The following is an 18,695-nucleotide window of genomic DNA, read 5'->3' as shown; positions in this document are numbered from 1 at the left end:
GCCTAGAAACAAGTAGAGAATGGAGTTGCGTGCATATGAATNTTTACCATGAATATTCCCGGTTTAAAAGGGGTTACCATTTTAAAAGTAGAGCAGGTGGAGGAAACGATGAGGGTATATGTGGAGATGGAACGCAGCCTCCAGCAGTGCCCTGACTGCGGAGCTCCCACCTCCCGTGTTCACGACTACCGGATCCAAAAGGTTAAGCACTTAAAGTGGTTTGAGAGGAAGACGGATTTATTCTACAAACGCAGACGGTATGTCTGTGCATGCGGGAAGCGTTTTTCGGAACAAAACCCGTTCGTACAGCGTTACCAGCGTACATCTATTGAGTGGAATCAGGCCGTGGGCATACGGGCGATTAAAGGAAAGACCTTTAAAGAAACGGGGGAAACCTACGGTTCTTCGTCTTCTACTATTGTCCGCCGGTTTGACCGTTTGGCTCGGAGTGAAATACGTTCTGTGGAAAAGCTGCCTTCTGTGATTGCCATTGATGAGTATAAAGGAGATACACGAGAAGGAAAATACCAGCTCATCATTGCCGATGGAATCACCAAAAAGCCCTTAGATATCCTGCCTAATCGCTATAAGAATACGATTAAACACTATCTTCAAAAGTATGGGGACAAGGTTCAGGTGGTGATCATGGACATGAGCCATTCGTTTAAGTCGGCGGTTCAAAGTGCCTTAAGCCGCCCTGTGATTGTGGCCGATCGTTTTCATTTCTGCCGGTATATCTATTGGGCGCTGGACGGTGTCCGGAGAAGGGTACAGAAAGAGTTTCACCCGTATGACCGCAAGAAGTGCAAACGTATGAAGCATGTCTTTCACAAGGCCTCCGACCGCCTGACAGAAGAAGACAGATGGCATTTGAATCGGTATTTGGGTATGTCGGAAGAGCTTAAAAAAGCGTACGAATTAAAGGAAACCTATCGTGGCTGGTTTGTTCAGGCGAAGGGATCAGGATCGGAAGATGTAGGGAAGGTCAAACAGGGGCTGAGAGACTTTTATCGGCTGGTCCGGAATTCTGGCATTCCTGAAATGGAGAAAGCCATTACCACGCTCCAAAATTGGCAGACAGAGATCTTAAACAGCTTTGTCTATGGATATTCGAATGGTTTTTTAGAAGGAATCAACAATTCAACGAAGGTTCTTAAACGCAATGCATATGGATTCAGGAATTTCAGCCGTTTTCGGGCCAAAATATTATTAACCCATCAGTTTAAAGGAATTGGGATACATATTGGTTAGGAATGGCGATCAGAGTCGCCACCCCAACATTTGACGGAGAACCGTAAATATCCAATTACATATTCATTTAAGAATTCGTGTTTTACTAAATTTTTTAAAAACAGGATTTCTAGAACAGTGCCGCCTATTTCTAATTTCCTGCAAATTAAATCAGGTGAATTGTTAAGTAGTTCCTTGATTTTTTTATAATCGGGATATATTTCAACATTTTTTTTCACTTAAAATCATATCCTTCTTTGTTCTTTTTTTTTATTATTTGAACTTAACTGCCTTTTATACTTCCTGTTGCCTTAGGGAAGGTAATAAATTTTTAGTGATTCAATCTCGAAGGCCATATTTCTGCCCTTAGAGTTATAGGATTCATTTGCGGTAGAAGGGGAAAAAACTAGTTTATAGAAAGAAAAGGCATACTGTATAACACGAAAAATTTCAAAGAGTACTATCAAAGCCCAACATGTGGGCTTTGATGATTCAGCAAATGCTTTTTTTACACAGTAGCTCCTCATACTGCTGCTAACTCTAGTTTAAAAAGCAAAAGGGCTGCCCTGTGACGGGACAGCCTTTTCTCTTTATTTCTCTGCTATGGCTCCCTTCTTTTTTTCCTTATTCCAAAAGAGTATCAGGCAGCCCGCGGCGCAAAGCGGGACAAGGAGCGCCGTTACCATCAATTTGACAGATTCCTGGAGGGGGGTTGCGTCAATTATGAGCTCCGGCACATATAAAACGGCCGGCAGAACAATCGGCATCCACATCTTGGCCCATATGGCAAGTCCGATAAAGATGAGAATGGAAAGAACGGCGGCAGTCCCGGTCCCGGTCTTTCCAAAGTGAAAGGCCGGTGTTTCATACGCTTTGTCCGCAAACAGCAAGGCAATAAAAAGGACAATGGGGACTGTGCCAATAATGCCGAACAGGATCCACTCTTGGATTTTGGATAATGTATGGCTGGCCATATACTTAAATGAAACAGCTGTAAATAATAAATGGAACAGAAAAATTAAAGGGAAGCCCGCAAGCTTCAGCAAAGAATAGCTCATATCTCCTCTGAGTGCATCACCGGCTAAAAGGTAGGCGAAAGCCCCGAGAAATAGTATGGGAATGTATTTCATCAGTCCTTTAAGATCAAGCGGCATATCGTCCGCCAGCTGGCTCATATACTCTTTCGGCGTTTTGCCGCTGATACTTTCTGTACTTTTCCCGTTCTTCTCTGCTTCAAGAAGATGGTCCTCTAATTCTTCAATAATTTCTTCAATTTCTTGTTCCTTTTTGCCGCTGGAAACTAAATAGAGTCTCAAGTTCTCCAAAAAGTTCTTACTTTCTTTTGAGAGATTCATCGGGGTATCCTTCCTTTCCTAATAAATGATTCAAACTGTCTGAGATAGCGCTCCAATGATTCTTGAATGCTTCTAATTCTTTTTCGCCCTTTTCGGTTAAAGAATAATATTTTCGTTTTGGCCCCCCTGAGGGAACTTTCTTCTGGGTTGTTATGACAAGCCCTTCTTTTTTCATGCGGAGCAGCAAGGGGTAAATACTTCCTTCGCTGACCATCGTAAATCCGTAGGCATCCAGCTTTTCAATCATTTCATAACCGTACGTATCGCCTTTGGCAATGATGGAAAGCAAGCAGCCCTCTAATATTCCTTTTAGAATCTGACTCGAAGACAAGGGATTTCCTCCTCCAAATAACTAACTTGCAAAACAATATAGTTAGGGAAATATAGTCCTTCTTTCATGCAAAGAAGGTTCAAGATAACTACTTTGCAAAACAATATAGTTAAACCTTATCAGTCCTCAAATGAAATTTCAATATTTTTTCTGTATAATAATGGGTTTGGCTTTTTACGGGGAAGCAGGCCCACGGTTATTTTTACACTGAAAAACGGCCATGATAGAGAAAGATGAATTTGCCTGTGTGAAAACACGCCATCGGCTTAAAAATTGTGGTAAAGTGGATTAATGGAAAAGCCGGGCGGCTCTAGTGCGAAGTTCAGAGCGGCAGGATTACAGGAGGTACGTAATGGAGAATAACGATATATTAATTCGATTGCGTTATGCGATGGATATAAAGGATAACGATATGGTCAAGATCTTTAAACTTGGCGGCACGGATGTGAGCAGGGAAGAGGTCCGGCAGATGCTGACGAAAACAAAAGGCCGGTATGACGATGGGGCGGAGTACGAAGAAGAGGAACCTGGGGTGAAATGCAATAACCGGATGATGGCTTCCTTTTTAAATGGCTTCATTACTTTCAAAAGAGGGAAGCAGGAACCGAAACCTGGCCAGCCGGAAGCGCCGGCGATGCCGTCCAACCCTTCGGAAAGTGTAAATAATATGCTTCTGAAGAAAGTGAAAATTGCCCTTTCCTTAACGGCTGAGGAGATGATTGATATTCTCGGCACAGCAGGGGTGCAGATCTCAAAAGGGGAACTTGGCGCGATTTTAAGAAAAGAAGGCCACCGGAATTATAAGGAATGCGGCGATAAATACGCAAGGAACTTTTTAAAAGGACTGGCTCTTACGTATAGAGGGGAAAGATAATAGAAGAGAGAGCAAGCACCTGGGTATAATATGGTACCAGTGGTTAAGACACTCAAAAAAAGAGTGTTTTAACTACTGGTATTTTTTTATATACTTGAATTTTAAGATATGAAGATGAGGTGAGACAGGATGAGTAAGAGTACATTTTCAGCTAAAGAGATCAAAGCACTTCAACAGAATCCAAATGTTCAACGTGTTAGTGAAAAGGCAATTACCTATACTGACACCTTTAAAAATAGATTTATGGATGAGTATTTGTCTGGTAAACTTCCGCGTCAAATTTTTATGGAGAACGGCTTTAATATTGAGATCATAGGACAAAGCAGAATAGAACAAGCAGCTTGCAGGTGGAAGAAGGCATATGAAAAAAATGGAGTAATTGGACTTACAGATTCAAGGAAAGTAAGTTCTGGCAGACCATTAAAACGAGAGCTTACCCCTTCTGAGGTGATCGAAAGACAAAAAGCACAAATTAAGTTACTTGAGGGACAGGTAGAACTATTAAAAAAGCTAGAAGTGACAGAAAGGAGGCTGCTAAAAGGAAGAGAAAATCTAGCCCCGAGTAAAGTATATCAGTTGATTTATGAGACCATTGAACAGAATCGTTTTAAAGGAATGACCTCATATTTCTGTCAGCTATTAGATGTATCTCGTTCGGGATATTATAGCTACTTAAAGGCATCCAGCAGCCGAGAGGCAAGAGAATTATTAGACCTAGAGGCAAAAAAGATGATAGTAAAGGCATTTAATCATCGAGGATATAAGAAAGGGTCACGTTCTATAAAAATGATACTGGAAAAGAACGATGGCATTATCTTTAGTCGTAAAAAGATACAGAGAATCATGAGGAAATATGGAATTGTCTGCCCACATAGAAAATCGAATCCTTACAAAAAGATCGCTAAAGCAACTAAGGAACATCAGGTCGTGCCAAATAAATTAAACAGAGAATTCAAGCAAGGAGTTCCTGGAAAAGTATTATTAACCGATATTACCTATTTGCCATATAACAGAAATTGTATGGCTTATTTGTCGACCGTAAAAGATGCCTCCACTAACGAAATCTTAGCTTATCATGTTTCCGATCGTATTACTTTAGACATCGCAACTAAGACGATACAGAAATTAATGAGCAACAAGAAAGTAACGCTACATCCAGAAGCCTTCATTCACTCAGATCAAGGAAGTCATTACACTAGTCCAAGATATCAAAAGCTATTAAACAAGTATGGTCTTAGGCAATCTATGTCTCGTAAAGGCAACTGTTGGGATAATGCTCCTCAGAAGTCATTCTTTGGTCATCTAAAAGATGATGTGGATTATAAATCGGCTAAAACGTTAAAAGAATTGAAGGCAAAAATCAATCATTATATGGTTTACTATAATAATTATCGATATCAGTGGAACTTAAAAAAGATGACCCCTATTCAATACAGGAATCATCTTCTCGTTGCTTAAGCTCTTTTTTTATAGTGTCCTTGACATAGGTACCAGTTTAGGTAGGGTGCTTGCTCTTTTTTACCTTTTATTCTGCCATCATTTTGCTTTTCTTCAATATCTCCACCGTAATCTTTTTCGCATCGGCCCCTGTCCCGTTCAGGTTCGTGACGAATACATAGGCGTGTTTGTCCGTTTCAATGAAACCGACATACCAGCCGAGATCTCCTGCTGCGTTTGATCCGGTTTTTCCGTAAAGGGTGAAGTGATCGCCTTCATCCTGGATCATCATGCGTTTGACCGTTTTCATGACGGGTTTGTCAAAGGGAAGTTCTTCTTTGTACAGCTTTTCGAGAAAGTCAGCCTGTTCAAGCGGACTGATTTGGAGCGAACTTCCGAGCCAAAACTGGTCAATGCCTCCGCTGATGTCCCGGTTTCCATAGGAAATCTTCTGCAGCCATTCGGTCATGCGCTCTTCGCCGATATCTCTGGCCATGGTCTGGTAATACCAAACTGCCGATTCGCGCATGGCCGATCCGAGAGTATGATCGCGGTTCCAGGCATCGATTTCACGGACAACTCCGTCCCAGCGTTTGACATCGTATTCATCCCGGACCGCTTTGACCTGCAGGCCAATTAAGGCATTTGGGATTTTAAAGGTTGATTCCGGGGTCAATCTGGTCTTGGCCCGATCCGAATTGTAGACAAAGGTTTTTCCTTTTTTTACATCGCGTAAAAGAAACATTCCGTTATAGCCTGAGAAATAATCGGAAACGTCCAGTGTTTTTCTGTTGAGCGGTTCTTTTGAAGAAACCGGCTGTCCTGGTGTCTGAGCATGGGCCGCAGAACCTAATAGGCCTGTACACAATAGGAGCATAACAAGGTACATGTACTTTCTTATTCCACTCACCCCTTTACAAGATTTTACAGGTTCATTCTAGTATGGGCTGTACCAAAACTCAATGAAGCAAAAAGGCTATTTATTAATAGGCTGACAGATTTCCAGAATCCATTGAATGCTGGTTTTCCTTTCAATATACTTCACATATGTTGGAATTTTACTATGAATTTGGGATTTTTGATGGTCTCAAAAAGAATAGGTGGGAGAGTATGGTCAGCAATCAATCAATAGCTTTTATGTTTGTTTCGGCGCTTTTAGCAGTTTTAGTGCCGGTCGGGTGTTTAATCTGCTTAACTGTGAAAAAGAAAATGTCCTGGAAACCTTTTGCGATAGGAATTTTAATTTACATTGTTTTTTCTCAGGTGTTAGGAAGTCTCTTTACTGTCTATTGGCTTTCCTTCAATTCACGAACATCAGGTGTGCTGCAGGGCAATCCTTATTTGTACAGTTTATACGGAGGACTTTCGGCTGCCGTTTTTGAAGAGAGCGGACGGTTCCTTGGCTTCTATTTTCTTCTGAAAACATATAGAGAATGGAAGGATGGCCTTTCATACGGGCTTGGCCACGGCGGAGTGGAAGCCGTATTAATCGGCGGGTTTGCCGGCATTCAGAACATCGGAACTTCTTTGATGATCAATTCAGGAGCGTTCGATCAATTGCTGAACAGTGCCGGAGCAAATGCTTCAAGTTTAGAGCCTGTAAGAGAACAGCTTATCAACACCGCTTCTTATTTGCATCTGGCGGTAGGGATAGAAAGGGTGACAGCCTTTATCATCCAAATTGCGCTGTCCTTATTGATCCTGTACGGCATCAAAAGAAAGCAAGCGTTTCTGTTTGTCCTGTATGCAATGGCTATTCATGCCTTAGTCAATGCTGTGCCATTGCTCTTAAAAGAATTAGGCTTCAGTCTCTATCTGTTCGAAGGAATTATCGTTTTTGCCGCTATCGGCTGCTTCGTTTTCATCAGGAAAAGTAAACGGCTGTTCCAGGAAGGCCGAGTAGCGTAATTATATCTTTTAAAAAAGCATTTTATTGTGAGAAGAGATTAGGAGGATCGAGGAAACAGGCATGCTTTCCGGTTCCATCGATCCTCCTATTCTTTCTGAATCCTCCTTTATTATCGGCCGGCATTTTGCTGGGAAAGCAACGTGGATGTTAAGAAGGCTCCGACTGGAGGCATCTCCTGGGGAATGGAATATCCTTCGGTTGGAGTTTCCGTCAGGGTCGTATTCGTTGTGGCAATCCACGATCCGTATTCACCTGCCTGCAAGGAAGGGGCTTTCATGAGAAACTGTCCCCGGAGGAGGAACTGCCGGATTCTGGACTGCGGGCTGTCAAAGATGGTTAAACTGCCGGAAAATGAGGCGAAAGGGGAATCGAACGTGATCTGTCTGGTGTTTTCGTACCAGGTGCCTTGAATGGGAATGGCATTGCCGCGAAAATTAACGGTTCCCGTGACTCGGTTATTTGAAATGGATTGGATGGAAAGCGTGCCCCGGATAAGAGGCCGGCCTGCCATGCTGGCGTCGATGCCCCATACGGACGGGACGGGAAAACGGGTTGCCCAAGAAGTTTCCAATAGTAAAATCTCCTTTAAGTGAAGTTTTGAATAAAAGAAATAATACAGTATATGCAGACCGGGCAGAATGCTCCCTTTTTGACTATTTTCTATAAGCGTTTATTCCGAAACTAGATAAAATACATTAAATTGATGAGAATTATATGGAATAAGGTTGACATTTAAAAATAAAACCGATATAGTGAAGGACATAATTAAATAATATGTTATTTCTTATCGAGAGAAGTGGAGGGACTTGGCCCTATGATACCTCGGCAGCGGGTTTTTACTTTTGTAAAAATACTGTGCTAAATCCAACGAACGCAAGTTTGAAAGATAAGAAGAAGCTCATTTTGAGATAATTAAATTAAGAGCCTGCTCTTTTTTATATTGCTTACATAAGCCTCTTCTGTCTGATGACGGAAGAGGCTTTTTTGATGGCTGGAATGAAAATCTCTGCGCACGCCTTCTCTCAAATCAGATAGGAAAAATGAACAGCATGGAGGGATTCATGATGATTGAATTTCAGGAAGTCACCAAGGTATATGAAACGAAGAAACAGACCGTCGAAGCTTTAAAAGGGGTCAGTATGACCGTTGAAAAGGGAGATATCTTCGGAGTTGTTGGGTACAGCGGCGCCGGGAAAAGCACGCTGATCCGGCTGGTCAATTTGCTTGAGAGGCCTTCAGGCGGCCGGGTCCTTGTCGGAGGAAAGGATCTGACATCGATCAAGCCGAAGGAATTGCGGGCGGAAAAGAAAAAGATCGGGATGATCTTTCAGCATTTTAATCTATTAAACTCGAAGACGGTTTTTGACAATATTGCGATGCCCCTCGTCTTATCAGGAGTTCCTGGCAAAGAAATCCAAAAGAGAGTAAGTGAACTTCTGGAGTTTGTGGGTCTTTCGAGCAAGGCTAAAAACTATCCGGATCAATTGTCCGGAGGACAAAAGCAGCGGATTGGCATTGCACGAGCATTGGCGACCAATCCATCCATTCTTTTATGCGATGAAGCGACATCTGCTTTAGATCCGCAGACGACAAGCGCGGTGCTCCAGCTTTTGAAGAAGATTAATGAGGAATACAATATTACCATTTTGCTGATCACTCACGAAATGTCAGTGATTCGGGAAATCTGCAATAAGGTGGCGGTAATGGAAGGCGGTCATATTGTCGAGCAAGGCTCCGTATTTGATGTATTTGCCAAGCCGCAGACTCCAATTGCCCAAAACTTTGTACGGACGGTCATCCATGATGAGATCCCGCAAAGTTTCTTGAAAAGCTTGGGTTCCCGCGTTCCGATAATTTGGAAAATTAATTTTATTGGGACAACGTCAGGAGATCCGCTGCTTTCCGCTATTTCGAAACAGTTTGATGTACACCTAAGTGTATTATCGGCCAATATTTCTGAAGTGCAGGAAACTCCCTTTGGAAATTTGATCATTGAAGTGACAGGCGGGCGTGAGGAGATAGCCAAAGCCCGTCAGTATATACAGGATAAAGGGGTATTGCTGCAGGAGGTGAAAATCAATGAATAATACACTTTGGGGAATGGAAATCACCGCTGATCAGCTGCTGACTGCTTTTGGCGACACGCTGTATATGGTTGCCATCTCTTTAGCCTTTTCCGCTTTGATCGGCCTTCCGCTTGGAATCTTGCTTGTGATTACAAGGAAGGGTCACATCATGGAAAACAAATGGGTCTTCAACATTTTGAACCCGATTATCAATATTTTACGTTCCGTGCCATTCATCATCTTGCTGGTTGCGGTCATCCCGTTCACGAGACTCGTGGTGGGATCGGCAATCGGTACGAATGCAGCGATTGTGCCGCTGATCTTCTACGCGGCTCCTTATATTGCCCGCCTGGTGGAAAACTCTCTGCTTGAAGTGGATAAAGGGATTGTGGAGGCAGCCCAGGCAATGGGGGCGACTAACTGGCAGATCATTTACCGGTTTCTCATTCCCGAAGGCCTTAGCTCGTTAATCCTTACCTTTACCACGGCAACCATCGGTCTTGTCGGTTCTACCGCAATGGCGGGGGCAGTCGGGGCAGGCGGAGTCGGGGACTTGGCGCTGGCTTACGGGTACCAACGGTTCGATACAGTGACCATGATTGTAACGGTAGCTGCGCTTGTGATTATTGTTCAGCTCCTGCAATCGACAGGGAATTTTGTTTCAAGAAAAATCAGAAGAAGATAATGACTGGAGGAAACAGAACGATGAAGAGAATACTTGTATTGATTATGGCATTAGTATTGGCTGCGGTCACAGCAGCCTGCGGAAATAAAGAAGAGGAATCAGGCGGTTCAGATAACAAAACAGTGAAAGTCGGCGTGAGCAGCGGGGATACAAGGACATGGGAATACATTGCTGAACTGGCAAAGAAGGAAGGCCTGAATATCGAATTAGTGAAATTTAATGATTACATCCAGCCGAACCTTGCGTTAAATGAAGGAGAAATCGATGCGAACTCTTTCCAGACGATTGCCTACTTTGATGAAATGGTAAACGACCAGAACCTGAAATTAGAAGCAATCGGCGCGACTGTTATTGCTCCAATGGGGATTTACTCTAAAAAATATAAAAAGCTGGAAGAACTTCCGGAAGGTGCTTCTATTGCGGTTCCAAATGAAGCGACGAACTTCGGACGGGCTTTACTTTTGCTGCAAGAAGCTGGTCTTATCACATTGAAAAAAGAATTCAATGGTTCAGGTTCTCTTGAAATCATTGATCAAAATCCAAAAAAATTAAAAATCCAGCCAGTGGCTGCCGGGAATACACCGCGCCTAATGGATGATGCAGATGCTTCCATCATCAACAATAACTTTGCAGTGGAAGCCGGCCTTACATTGGAAGATGCGTTATTCCATGAAAGCGAAACGGCAAAACCGTATATCAATATCATAGCTGTGAAAAAGGGAGATGCTGATCGTCCTGAACTTCAAAAGCTGGTAGAACTTTATCAATCGAAAAAAGTAGAAGACTTCATTAAAAAAACATTTAAAGGAAACACAATTCCTGCCTATGTCACAGTGGATGAGCTCTTGAACTATCAAGATGCCTGGACAGTGCCTGCGAAGTCAGAATAATCATGTGCCGGGGGATTACACCCCGGCCGTTTTTTAAAAGAAAGGGAGAGATGATCATGGGGAATGAACTAGTGAAAGAGACGCATCAGCAGATTATCAAAAAGCATATTGACCTTCATTCAGAGCTGTACATTGAAACGAGCCAAAGCATCCATGCGCGTCCAGAAATCGGAAATCAGGAATTCTTTGCCTCTGATACGCTGACGAAAATATTGGAGGATTCGGGATTTGATGTGACCCGTGATATAGCCGGACACAAAACAGGCTTTGTTGCCAGAAAAGCGTCTGCTAAACCAGGACCAAAAATGGCTTTTCTTGCTGAATATGATGCCTTGCCGGGACTGGGCCATGCCTGCGGACATAATATCATCGGCACAACGAGTGTAGCAGCGGGAATTTCGCTCGCTCAAGTGCTGGAAGATACAGGAGGAGAAGTCATTGTTTTCGGGACTCCCGCTGAAGAAGGCGGACCGAACGGCAGTGCCAAAGGCAGCTTTGTTAAACACGGTTTGTTCGATGAAGTGGATGCGGCGATCCTTATCCATCCTGCCGGTCAAACAGGCATCACGAGTCCATTCCTGGCAGTCGACCCGCTCGATTTTCATTTCCATGGGAAATCTGCCCATGCGGCAGCTGCACCGGAAGAAGGCATAAATGCACTGGATGCGGTCATCCAATTCTTTAATGGAATAAGCGCTCTTCGTCAGCAGCTCCCGGCTGAAGTGAAAATTCACGGAATCATCACTCATGGAGGGGAAGCGCCAAATATCATTCCTGACTATGCATCTGCCAGGTTTTATATCAGGGCCAACACTTGGAAGCTGTGCGAGCAAGTGTCTGACAAAATCCGCAAAGTAGCGGAGGGTGCTGCATTAGCAACAGGATGCACTGTAAAAGTGGATCGTTTCCAAAATGAAGTGCTCGATTTCGTCATCAATCCTGTCCTTGATGAAATCGTAAAGGAAGAGCTGACCCAATTAGGGGAAAACGTAGCTCCTAGGAAAGAAAGCGGCTACGGCTCAACAGATGCAGGAAACGTGAGCCATGTGGTGCCGACCGCCCACCCTTATATCAAAATCGGGCCAGATGATTTAGTCGCCCATACCAATGAGTTCCGTGAATGCGCTAAATCAGCAGAAGGAAACAAAGCACTTTTGACTGGGGCTAAGGCACTTGCCCTGACCGGTTATCGTCTGCTTTCGGATTCTGACCTTTTGGCAGAAGTGAAGGCAACTTTTAAAAAAAGCCAAGAAACTAGTAGGTGAACGATCATCGGGGTTGTAAAGGCTGTCCCTGGATAAGGTCCAAAGATTAGAAATCTAATAGCCAAAAACAGAAATCCATTCTATATAATGCACCCCAAAAGGCAGAAGGAAAGTTGTCTTTTGGGGTGCATTAGCCTTTTGTACGGCTGAATTCGGCGACCGGTTTAAGCGTAGGACCATGAGAATATATTATAAGGAAAAATTAAGGTGTATTTAATAATAAAATGGAGGAGAAGGGAACGAAAAGCTGAAGTTTAAATCTGGGTAATTCAAGAAAACTCGATTTTTTTTGCAAAAAAGTACGAAATATATGTCGGGGAATGTTTGCGCTCATATGAAGAGTTTAATGAGTAAATTATTTTATATAAATAAAAATGGAAGATATGAGCCGACCTGAATATCGGATTCATACCTTCCATTTAGCATGTTACTTTTAACAATTAGAGAAATCTATAATTAAGAACTGCTTTTTTCTTGCGCATTATTTTATTTTAAATTCTTTCATCTCATCGGACAGTTCTTCGATGAGTCTGGACAGGTCGGCCATATGCTGGCTCATTTCATTGGATGAAGCCGACTGCTCTTCCATTGCTGCGGCAATTTCTTCAGATGAGGCTGAAGTTTGCTGGGAAACAGCGGAAACATTCTCGATCATTTCCACCACGACATTTTTCTGCTGATCGATTTGGGAAATCGATGTTGCTTCTTCTTCTAGAGAGCTTTGGATCTTTTGAAGGGACTCCGCTATTTTAGCAAAGGAGTCATCTACATTGGTTACAGCTGATTTTTGGTTTTGACTGATTGTATTTGTATCGTTCATAACATTTACCAGCTGATTGGTATCGTCTAAAATGCTGGTAATCGTGTTATGGATATTGAGACTTGCTTTTTTGGACTCCTCGGCGAGTGTCCGCACTTCATCGGCTACGACAGCAAACCCTTTTCCATGTTCCCCGGCTCTTGCGGCTTCAATGGATGCATTGAGCGCCAGCAGATTGGTTTGTTCGGCGATTTGGGAAATGACCTGCGTGACTTTAGAAATGGACATGGACTTATTATTAAGTGTGCGAACCATTTCTGTCACTTGTTCGAAAGAGGATTCAAGTTCCTGATAAGAGGTTTTCAAGCCCTCTACCTGTTGCTTTCCTCCGTCTAACTGTTCAGAAGAAGCATTGATGACTAAATTGATATGCTGGGACTGTCCGTTTAATGTTTCAATTTCCTGGCTCAGCTTGTGGATGGAGTTAGCGCCCTGCTCCATTCCTTCTGACTGATTGGTCGCTCCAACGGCAATTTCTTCGACTGATTTGGAAACCTCAGTGATGGCCTTGCTGTTCTCACTCGCAATTTCTGAAAGTCTGGCAGTGGAATCATTCACATGGACGACTTTGCCGTTTACTTGTGAGACTAAGCCCCTCATGTTTTTCAGCATGTCATTATAGCTGTCGGAAAGGTCACCGATCTCATCGTTGGTCTTGACTGTAAATGGTGTCATCAGATCGCCTTTGGCTGTTTTAGACAGAACGCCCTGAAGATTGGCGAAGATCTTTTTAATCGAACCGGCTAAATAGTAGGCGGCAGCTAATCCGATCAATAATCCGATCAGGATTGCCCAAAGGCTGGTCTGCATGACCTGGTCGGTTTTATCGGCTAACACTTCTTTAGGCGAAAAGGAGATGACCTTCCAGTCTGCTTCAGGAATGGCTGTGATTTGGCCGGAATATTCGTTCCCGTCCCATGTCAGGTCATGTGCGGTCATATCATTATTTTTATATAAATCGCTGACCCATCCGAAGCTTGACTCGAATTTCGCTTTATCTTCGATGACATCTTCAACGCCATCGACCGAACCGCTGGCAGCCGGATTTAAGTTTTTGCCGTCGGCGTCTTTAATAAAGGAGCTGACGACGAATCCGTGCGGATCTAAAATGACGATCTTGCTGTCAGAATGTCCTTCAATCTGTTCACGGGCTTCTCCGATTGTGGATAAATCGATGTCATATCCCAGGGCCCCGACCATTTTGTCATTCACCATGATGGGGGTGATGACGGAGGTCATAATCTTTTTCGTAGTAGTATCCTGATAGACATCCATCCAGCGAGTAGCCGGTTCTTTTGATAATTCCTTATAAGTCCTTGTATCCCGAACGTCGGATTTGTAATCCATATAAGGGGAGATATGCAGCTTTCCGGTATTGAAGTCCATATAATAGACAGACATCAGCCGGTTATCTTCTGCTTTAACAGCCTTTAATAAGCTGTCCACCGGTGCTTTTCGATCGTTTTTGACTTCATCTGTGACAATATTGGCAAGCTGTTCGATCGAATGCTTGTAGTTATCAAGATTCAAGCCAATTTGTGACGAAATATGTTTTGCATTGCTTTTATTGGTATCCAATGTATCGTCTTTTAGAATGCCGTTAATCGTTATGTAATTAAAAATAACGGTTGCAGCTAACGCAAGAAAGACTGTTGTACAGATATAGAAAATCCATTTGGTCCGCAAGGATATTCTTCTCGCTTTTTTCTCTCGTTTTCTTTCCATTGTAGTAGGAGGCTCCTCTCTTGTGTGTAAAGTTCTGTGACCGTTCTAAGGCACTATTTATATATCGGTTTAGTCTGTTTTATATTAATAAAGAACAGTATAAAAATCGTGCCGTTTTGATGAATTGAATCATTTGTAGCTTGATCTAAGGTGAATTTGAAGCGTCTTTTTGTGAAGGAAGGGTATAATAACCAAAGAACGTTTCGATGGATGAATTCGGGAACAAATAATTGAAGAAGAGGAGATTCCATGACAGATCATTATAAAGAAGGATGGAACTTAGACAATAGTTATGCCCGTCTGCCGCAGGCCTTTTATTCAAAGATGGACCCCAATCCGGTTCAGTCACCGCAGATGGCTGTTTTCAATGATTCGCTGGCGGAGTCACTCGGACTGAGCGGAGAGGAATTGAATGGGGACGAAGGGGCAGCTCTGCTGTCCGGAAACGGGATTCCAGATGGGGCATTGCCTTTGGCCCAGGCGTATGCGGGTCACCAATTCGGTCATTTCACGATGCTTGGGGACGGCCGGGCGATGCTGCTTGGCGAACAGATTACTCCAGATGGAAAGCGGCTGGATATTCAGCTGAAGGGATCAGGGCGGACGGCTTTTTCCCGCGGAGGAGACGGCCGGGCAGTCCTTGGACCGATGCTGCGGGAATATATCATCAGTGAGGCGATGCATGCACTCGGCATCCCGACAACTAGGAGCCTTGCAGTGGTGACAACCGGTGAACCGGTCTACCGCGAAACCGCTCTGCCGGGGGCAATTCTGACCCGGGTGGCGGACAGTCATCTGCGTGTCGGAACCTTTCAGTATGCGGCTAAGTTCACGAATCCGGAAGACCATAAAGCATTGGCGGATTATGCGATTAAGCGCCATTACCCTGAATTGGAAGCGGAGGAAAACCGGTACGTTTCTTTCCTGCGGGCCGTGATCAGCCGTCAGGCAGCCCTGATTGCCAGGTGGCAGCTCGTTGGCTTTATCCACGGGGTCATGAATACTGATAACATGACCATCAGCGGGGAAACAATCGATTATGGACCATGCGCTTTCATGGATACATTCGACCCGGCGACCGTATTCAGCTCGATTGATACACAGGGCCGCTATGCTTATGGAAACCAGCCGTATATGGCGGTATGGAATTTGGCCCGGTTTGCTGAAACGATGGTGCCGCTGCTTGATGAAGATCAGGAGCAGGCAGTCGGGCTTGCAGAAAAAGAGATTTCAGCATTCAGTCAGCTATTCACCCAACACTGGCTGAACGGAATGCGCGCAAAGCTTGGATTAGCGAAAGAAGAAAAGGAAGATGAAACCCTGATCAAAGAGCTTCTCGATTTGATGCAGAAGCATCGGGCCGATTACACGAATACGTTTATTGGCCTGACGTTTGATCAGCTCGAGAATGCGAATCTGTCCGGCGATGAAGCATTCACCGCCTGGCGTCAGAAGTGGCAGGAGCGGTTGAACAGGGAGGAACACTCCGGCGAGGACGCGAAAGAATTGATGAGAAACAGCAATCCGGCCGTCATTCCGAGAAACCATCGGGTCGAGGAAGCGCTGGCTGCTGCAGGCAAAGGGGATTTCCAAGTGATGGAGGACCTGCTCGCTGTTCTTTCCCATCCATATGAACACTCCGAAAAACAGAAGGAATATGCCGCACTTCCGGACCCGTCTGAATGTGTGTATAAGACATACTGCGGGACATGAGAAGAAGAGGTCAAGACAAAGGCTCAAGGGGGATAATGCCCTTGAGCCTTTTATGTCGCCGGAACCTTAAGAAAGGGATTTAGTCATAATGAAGTCGGTCTGTTCTTCATCCCCCATATAGAAAGAGTGGGCACCGGCAGGAATAAAGCCCATTTTTTTGTAAAAAGCAATGGCCTTTTCATTCTTTTCCCATACCCCTAACCAGATGGTCTTTTTATTTTGTTCTTTTGCCAGTTCCATCGCTTTATTCAGAAGGTATCTGCCAATTCCGGCTTTTTGAAATGCACTCTTTATATAAATCCTTTCGACTTCGAGTGACTCACCGCCCATTTCTTCAGATTGAGCATCATCTACATTGACTTTTAAGTATCCAGCGATTTCATGATCCGTATAGACAAAAAAGAATTGGGATGAAGGATCGGATAATTCCTTTTCCAATTGTGATGGATGGAAGGCCTTTTCTAAATAGGCTTTCATATTTTCAGCGGAATTCTGGTGTTGGAAGGTCTCGTTAAAGGTTTCGCGGCTAATTTCTTGAAGAATGAGTAAATCTTCAAGTATGCCTTTTTTTATATGTACGTTCAAGTTTGGTTCCTCCTTATTGTGCGATTTCTCAGATTTCATAGTATCTTTACTTATTTCTGCTGAATGGATTTCCGTTTCAGGGACGCTTTCCGGGGACACGGCTCGAGCCAAGGTCTCTCCCTCGTGCTGTTCCCCCAGGAGTCGCCCCTCCACTCCCATCCATTCTATAATGTGATTGTTTGTTCCTGAAGATTCTTCCCTGTTAGTATCGAATTCCTGTTTCAATTTTGATCCCTATTTTGTTTTCTGCTGAATGGATTTCCGTTTCAGGGACGCTTTCCGGGGACACGGCTCGAGCCAAGGTCTCTCCCTCGTGCTGTTCCCCCAGGAGTCGCCCCTCCACTCCCATCCATTCGATAATGTGACCGCTTCTTTCCTGTTAGTATATGAATTCCTGTTTCAATCTTGGTCCCTATTTTGTTTTCTGCAAATGGATTTCCGTTTCAGGGACGCTTTCCGGGGGCACGGCTCGAGCCAAGGTCTCTCCCTCGTGCTGTTCCCCCAGGAGTCGCCCTCCGCTCCCATCCATTTAATAACGTTACCGCATCTTCCTGGAAGTTCTTTCTTGTTATTTTACAAGGCCTGTATTTTTGTTTATTTTAGAAGGGATTTTGTCACCGAGACGTTTTCCGGCTTTTGAGTTTGAAATATTGTTTCCACTCAATTAACATTTCTTCAATCTTAAACATACCTATACTTACAAATTATCGTTTTACAATAATTATTTATTGTTTATAATAAAAAGTAAATAATTGTAAGTTGATGAAAAAGGGGGTTACATCTAATGAATCTTTTTACCAAGGCTGTTTTGAAATTTTTATCCATTACGTCTCTGCTTGCTCAATTTTTATGTGCGTTTGCCGGATTAATACTGCTATTTGCGGCTGGAGCTTTATTGTTAGTTCCGAACGGAGCCAAAAAGCAATTATTGCAGTATGCAGATTTAAACTCAAACACTAACCCATCCATATGGTTTTTCGTGCTTTCCTGTTTAGTTGCGCTTGCCATCATTGCTTGTTTGTTTATTATTATGTTTGCTCTGCATAAAATGATCGGGAATATTTATGTACAGGATTTCTTTGTTTCTCAAAATCTTATGTATCTTAAACTAATTTTAATCGCGTTTACGAGCTTTACTGTTTTGCAGTTTATTAGTCAGCTATTCTTCGCAAAACTGCACGCTTACAATGTCAGTTCTATTTTTTCAAATTCCAGTCCGAGTTTAATGGGAAACATTCTTCTATTAGCCATCGTTTATACACTTTATGTGGTTTTTAAATACGGAATATCTTTGCAAGATGATTCCAACAAGGTGATTTAAGTGGGAGTTCCTAATGATAAAAGCAAATCTGGACCGAGTAATGTTAGAAAGAAAAATTTCTTCAAAAGTGTTAGTAGAAAAAGTTGGGATTACCTAAGCAAACTTGTCGATACTAAAAACAGGTATATACTTGAATATGAAAGAAAAACCGGTATATAGCCATAGACTTACGTGAACGGTATCTCCAGTGTTCATGGCCAAAGTGCCTATCTTATTTTTACTGCTATAATGATAAATACAATCACGCCTAGTAGCATCTGAATCAACCCGTATTTGCGAGACTGATTTTTGTATAAATCAATCCCTTGTATAAAGCAGCTTAGCCCCGTCACAAAGAAAAATACATGAAAAAAATCTTGATAAAATAAAGAAAAACTTCCTGTAAGAAGGATGAGTGCTATCATCATTTTTTTATATAATGGCATTTTTTCCTTTGGACTGTTTTCCATTTTTCACTCTCCAATTAGAAGATATCAATTCCACACTGTT

General features: G+C 43.2%; 16 protein-coding genes, 2 pseudogenes and 1 riboswitch. Of the genes and pseudogenes, 10 read left to right on the top strand and 8 right to left on the bottom strand.

Annotation, left to right across the window (positions count from 1 at the left end; genetic code table 11):
* The first annotated feature begins 48 nt into the window (after positions 1–48).
* Positions 49–1,251 (top strand): ISL3 family transposase, encoded by a 1,203-nt coding sequence (locus BQ4305_RS02265; protein WP_110926269.1) that lies wholly within the window; start codon positions 49–51, stop codon positions 1,249–1,251.
* 569 nt (positions 1,252–1,820) lie between these two features.
* Here the strand turns inward: BQ4305_RS02265 and BQ4305_RS02255 are convergent.
* A complete protein-coding gene (locus BQ4305_RS02255; protein WP_110926267.1) occupies positions 1,821–2,585 on the bottom strand; it encodes an HAAS domain-containing protein in 765 nt (254 codons plus the stop codon).
* On the bottom strand, positions 2,563–2,916 hold the full coding sequence (locus BQ4305_RS02250) for a PadR family transcriptional regulator (RefSeq protein ID WP_110926266.1): 354 nt from the start codon (positions 2,914–2,916) through the stop codon (positions 2,563–2,565). Before BQ4305_RS02250 ends, BQ4305_RS02255 begins: the two co-directional genes overlap by 23 nt.
* 352 nt (positions 2,917–3,268) lie before the next feature.
* Here BQ4305_RS02250 and BQ4305_RS02245 point away from each other — a divergent pair, with 352 nt between their 5' ends.
* The gene (locus BQ4305_RS02245; protein WP_110926265.1) at positions 3,269–3,790 is read left to right on the top strand and encodes a YehS family protein; all 522 of its coding nucleotides are present in this window, start codon (positions 3,269–3,271) and stop codon (positions 3,788–3,790) included.
* 129 nt (positions 3,791–3,919) lie between these two features.
* Entirely contained in the window at positions 3,920–5,248 is a 1,329-nt protein-coding gene (locus BQ4305_RS02240; protein ID WP_110926264.1) for an IS3 family transposase, read from the top strand.
* 67 nt (positions 5,249–5,315) lie between these two features.
* On the opposite strand, the gene blaOXA is transcribed toward BQ4305_RS02240, so the two are convergent.
* The gene (gene blaOXA / locus BQ4305_RS02235; RefSeq protein ID WP_110926368.1) at positions 5,316–6,128 is read right to left on the bottom strand and encodes a class D beta-lactamase; all 813 of its coding nucleotides are present in this window, start codon (positions 6,126–6,128) and stop codon (positions 5,316–5,318) included.
* 209 nt (positions 6,129–6,337) lie between these two features.
* Between blaOXA and BQ4305_RS02230 the strand changes: the two genes are divergently transcribed.
* Complete coding sequence (locus BQ4305_RS02230) at positions 6,338–7,135, top strand: YhfC family intramembrane metalloprotease (RefSeq protein WP_199880514.1); 798 nt, start codon at positions 6,338–6,340, stop codon at positions 7,133–7,135.
* Positions 7,136–7,245: 110 nt separating this feature from the next.
* On the opposite strand, the gene BQ4305_RS02225 is transcribed toward BQ4305_RS02230, so the two are convergent.
* The gene (locus tag BQ4305_RS02225; RefSeq protein WP_110926262.1) at positions 7,246–7,707 is read right to left on the bottom strand and encodes a hypothetical protein; all 462 of its coding nucleotides are present in this window, start codon (positions 7,705–7,707) and stop codon (positions 7,246–7,248) included.
* Positions 7,708–7,917: 210 nt separating this feature from the next.
* A riboswitch (SAM riboswitch) is annotated at positions 7,918–8,029 on the top strand.
* A 171-nt stretch (positions 8,030–8,200) separates the two neighbouring features.
* On the opposite strand from BQ4305_RS02225, the gene BQ4305_RS02220 reads away from it, so the two are divergent.
* From BQ4305_RS02220 to BQ4305_RS02205, 4 genes are read left to right on the top strand one after another with little or no spacing between them, the layout of a single operon-like run.
* Positions 8,201–9,223, top strand: a complete 1,023-nt coding sequence (locus BQ4305_RS02220) for a methionine ABC transporter ATP-binding protein (protein ID WP_110926261.1) — start codon at positions 8,201–8,203, stop codon at positions 9,221–9,223.
* 13 nt (positions 9,224–9,236) lie between these two features.
* On the top strand, positions 9,237–9,887 hold the full coding sequence (locus BQ4305_RS02215) for a methionine ABC transporter permease (protein ID WP_110926367.1): 651 nt from the start codon (positions 9,237–9,239) through the stop codon (positions 9,885–9,887).
* Positions 9,888–9,907: 20 nt separating this feature from the next.
* On the top strand, positions 9,908–10,777 hold the full coding sequence (locus BQ4305_RS02210) for a MetQ/NlpA family ABC transporter substrate-binding protein (protein ID WP_110926260.1): 870 nt from the start codon (positions 9,908–9,910) through the stop codon (positions 10,775–10,777).
* Between the two features lie 56 nt (positions 10,778–10,833).
* The gene (locus BQ4305_RS02205) at positions 10,834–12,042 is read left to right on the top strand and encodes a M20 family metallopeptidase (protein ID WP_110926259.1); all 1,209 of its coding nucleotides are present in this window, start codon (positions 10,834–10,836) and stop codon (positions 12,040–12,042) included.
* A gap of 481 nt (positions 12,043–12,523) precedes the next feature.
* On the opposite strand, the pseudogene BQ4305_RS22175 reads toward BQ4305_RS02205, so the two are convergent.
* Both BQ4305_RS22175 and BQ4305_RS22170 read right to left on the bottom strand, forming a co-directional pair.
* Positions 12,524–13,084, bottom strand: a pseudogene (locus BQ4305_RS22175) (methyl-accepting chemotaxis protein); the annotation flags it as partial.
* A gap of 384 nt (positions 13,085–13,468) precedes the next feature.
* Positions 13,469–14,587 (bottom strand): annotated as a pseudogene (locus tag BQ4305_RS22170) (PDC sensor domain-containing protein); the annotation flags it as partial.
* Between the two features lie 249 nt (positions 14,588–14,836).
* On the opposite strand from BQ4305_RS22170, the gene BQ4305_RS02195 reads away from it, so the two are divergent.
* On the top strand, positions 14,837–16,300 hold the full coding sequence (locus BQ4305_RS02195; protein ID WP_110926257.1) for a protein adenylyltransferase SelO: 1,464 nt from the start codon (positions 14,837–14,839) through the stop codon (positions 16,298–16,300).
* Between the two features lie 66 nt (positions 16,301–16,366).
* Here the strand turns inward: BQ4305_RS02195 and BQ4305_RS02190 are convergent, their stop codons facing one another.
* A complete protein-coding gene (locus tag BQ4305_RS02190) occupies positions 16,367–16,885 on the bottom strand; it encodes a spermidine/spermine N(1)-acetyltransferase (protein ID WP_110926366.1) in 519 nt (172 codons plus the stop codon).
* A 784-nt stretch (positions 16,886–17,669) separates the two neighbouring features.
* Here BQ4305_RS02190 and BQ4305_RS02185 point away from each other — a divergent pair.
* A complete protein-coding gene (locus BQ4305_RS02185) occupies positions 17,670–18,206 on the top strand; it encodes a DUF2975 domain-containing protein (protein ID WP_110926256.1) in 537 nt (178 codons plus the stop codon).
* A gap of 206 nt (positions 18,207–18,412) precedes the next feature.
* Here BQ4305_RS02185 and BQ4305_RS02175 read toward each other — a convergent pair whose 3' ends face one another.
* Positions 18,413–18,655, bottom strand: a complete 243-nt coding sequence (locus BQ4305_RS02175) for a hypothetical protein (protein WP_110926255.1) — start codon at positions 18,653–18,655, stop codon at positions 18,413–18,415.
* Positions 18,656–18,695: the final 40 nt, after the last annotated feature.

Origin of the sequence: Bacillus massiliglaciei (assembly GCF_900098925.1) — a bacterium.
GTDB classification, from domain to species: domain Bacteria; phylum Bacillota; class Bacilli; order Bacillales; family DSM-1321; genus Peribacillus; species Peribacillus massiliglaciei.
This window is presented reverse-complemented; position numbering and strand designations above follow the sequence as displayed.

Coding starts and splice junctions, on each gene's coding strand:
- BQ4305_RS02205 (WP_110926259.1), top strand. CDS start 10,834: ATGGGGAATGAACTAGTGAAAGAGACGCATCAGCAGATTATCAAAAAG.
- BQ4305_RS02240 (WP_110926264.1), top strand. CDS start 3,920: ATGAGTAAGAGTACATTTTCAGCTAAAGAGATCAAAGCACTTCAACAG.
- BQ4305_RS02185 (WP_110926256.1), top strand. CDS start 17,670: ATGAATCTTTTTACCAAGGCTGTTTTGAAATTTTTATCCATTACGTCT.
- BQ4305_RS02210 (WP_110926260.1), top strand. CDS start 9,908: ATGAAGAGAATACTTGTATTGATTATGGCATTAGTATTGGCTGCGGTC.
- BQ4305_RS02195 (WP_110926257.1), top strand. CDS start 14,837: ATGACAGATCATTATAAAGAAGGATGGAACTTAGACAATAGTTATGCC.
- BQ4305_RS02230 (WP_199880514.1), top strand. CDS start 6,338: ATGGTCAGCAATCAATCAATAGCTTTTATGTTTGTTTCGGCGCTTTTA.
- BQ4305_RS02220 (WP_110926261.1), top strand. CDS start 8,201: ATGATTGAATTTCAGGAAGTCACCAAGGTATATGAAACGAAGAAACAG.
- BQ4305_RS02215 (WP_110926367.1), top strand. CDS start 9,237: ATGGAAATCACCGCTGATCAGCTGCTGACTGCTTTTGGCGACACGCTG.
- BQ4305_RS02265 (WP_110926269.1), top strand. CDS start 49: ATGAATATTCCCGGTTTAAAAGGGGTTACCATTTTAAAAGTAGAGCAG.
- BQ4305_RS02175 (WP_110926255.1), bottom strand. CDS start 18,655: ATGGAAAACAGTCCAAAGGAAAAAATGCCATTATATAAAAAAATGATG.
- BQ4305_RS02255 (WP_110926267.1), bottom strand. CDS start 2,585: ATGAATCTCTCAAAAGAAAGTAAGAACTTTTTGGAGAACTTGAGACTC.
- BQ4305_RS02245 (WP_110926265.1), top strand. CDS start 3,269: ATGGAGAATAACGATATATTAATTCGATTGCGTTATGCGATGGATATA.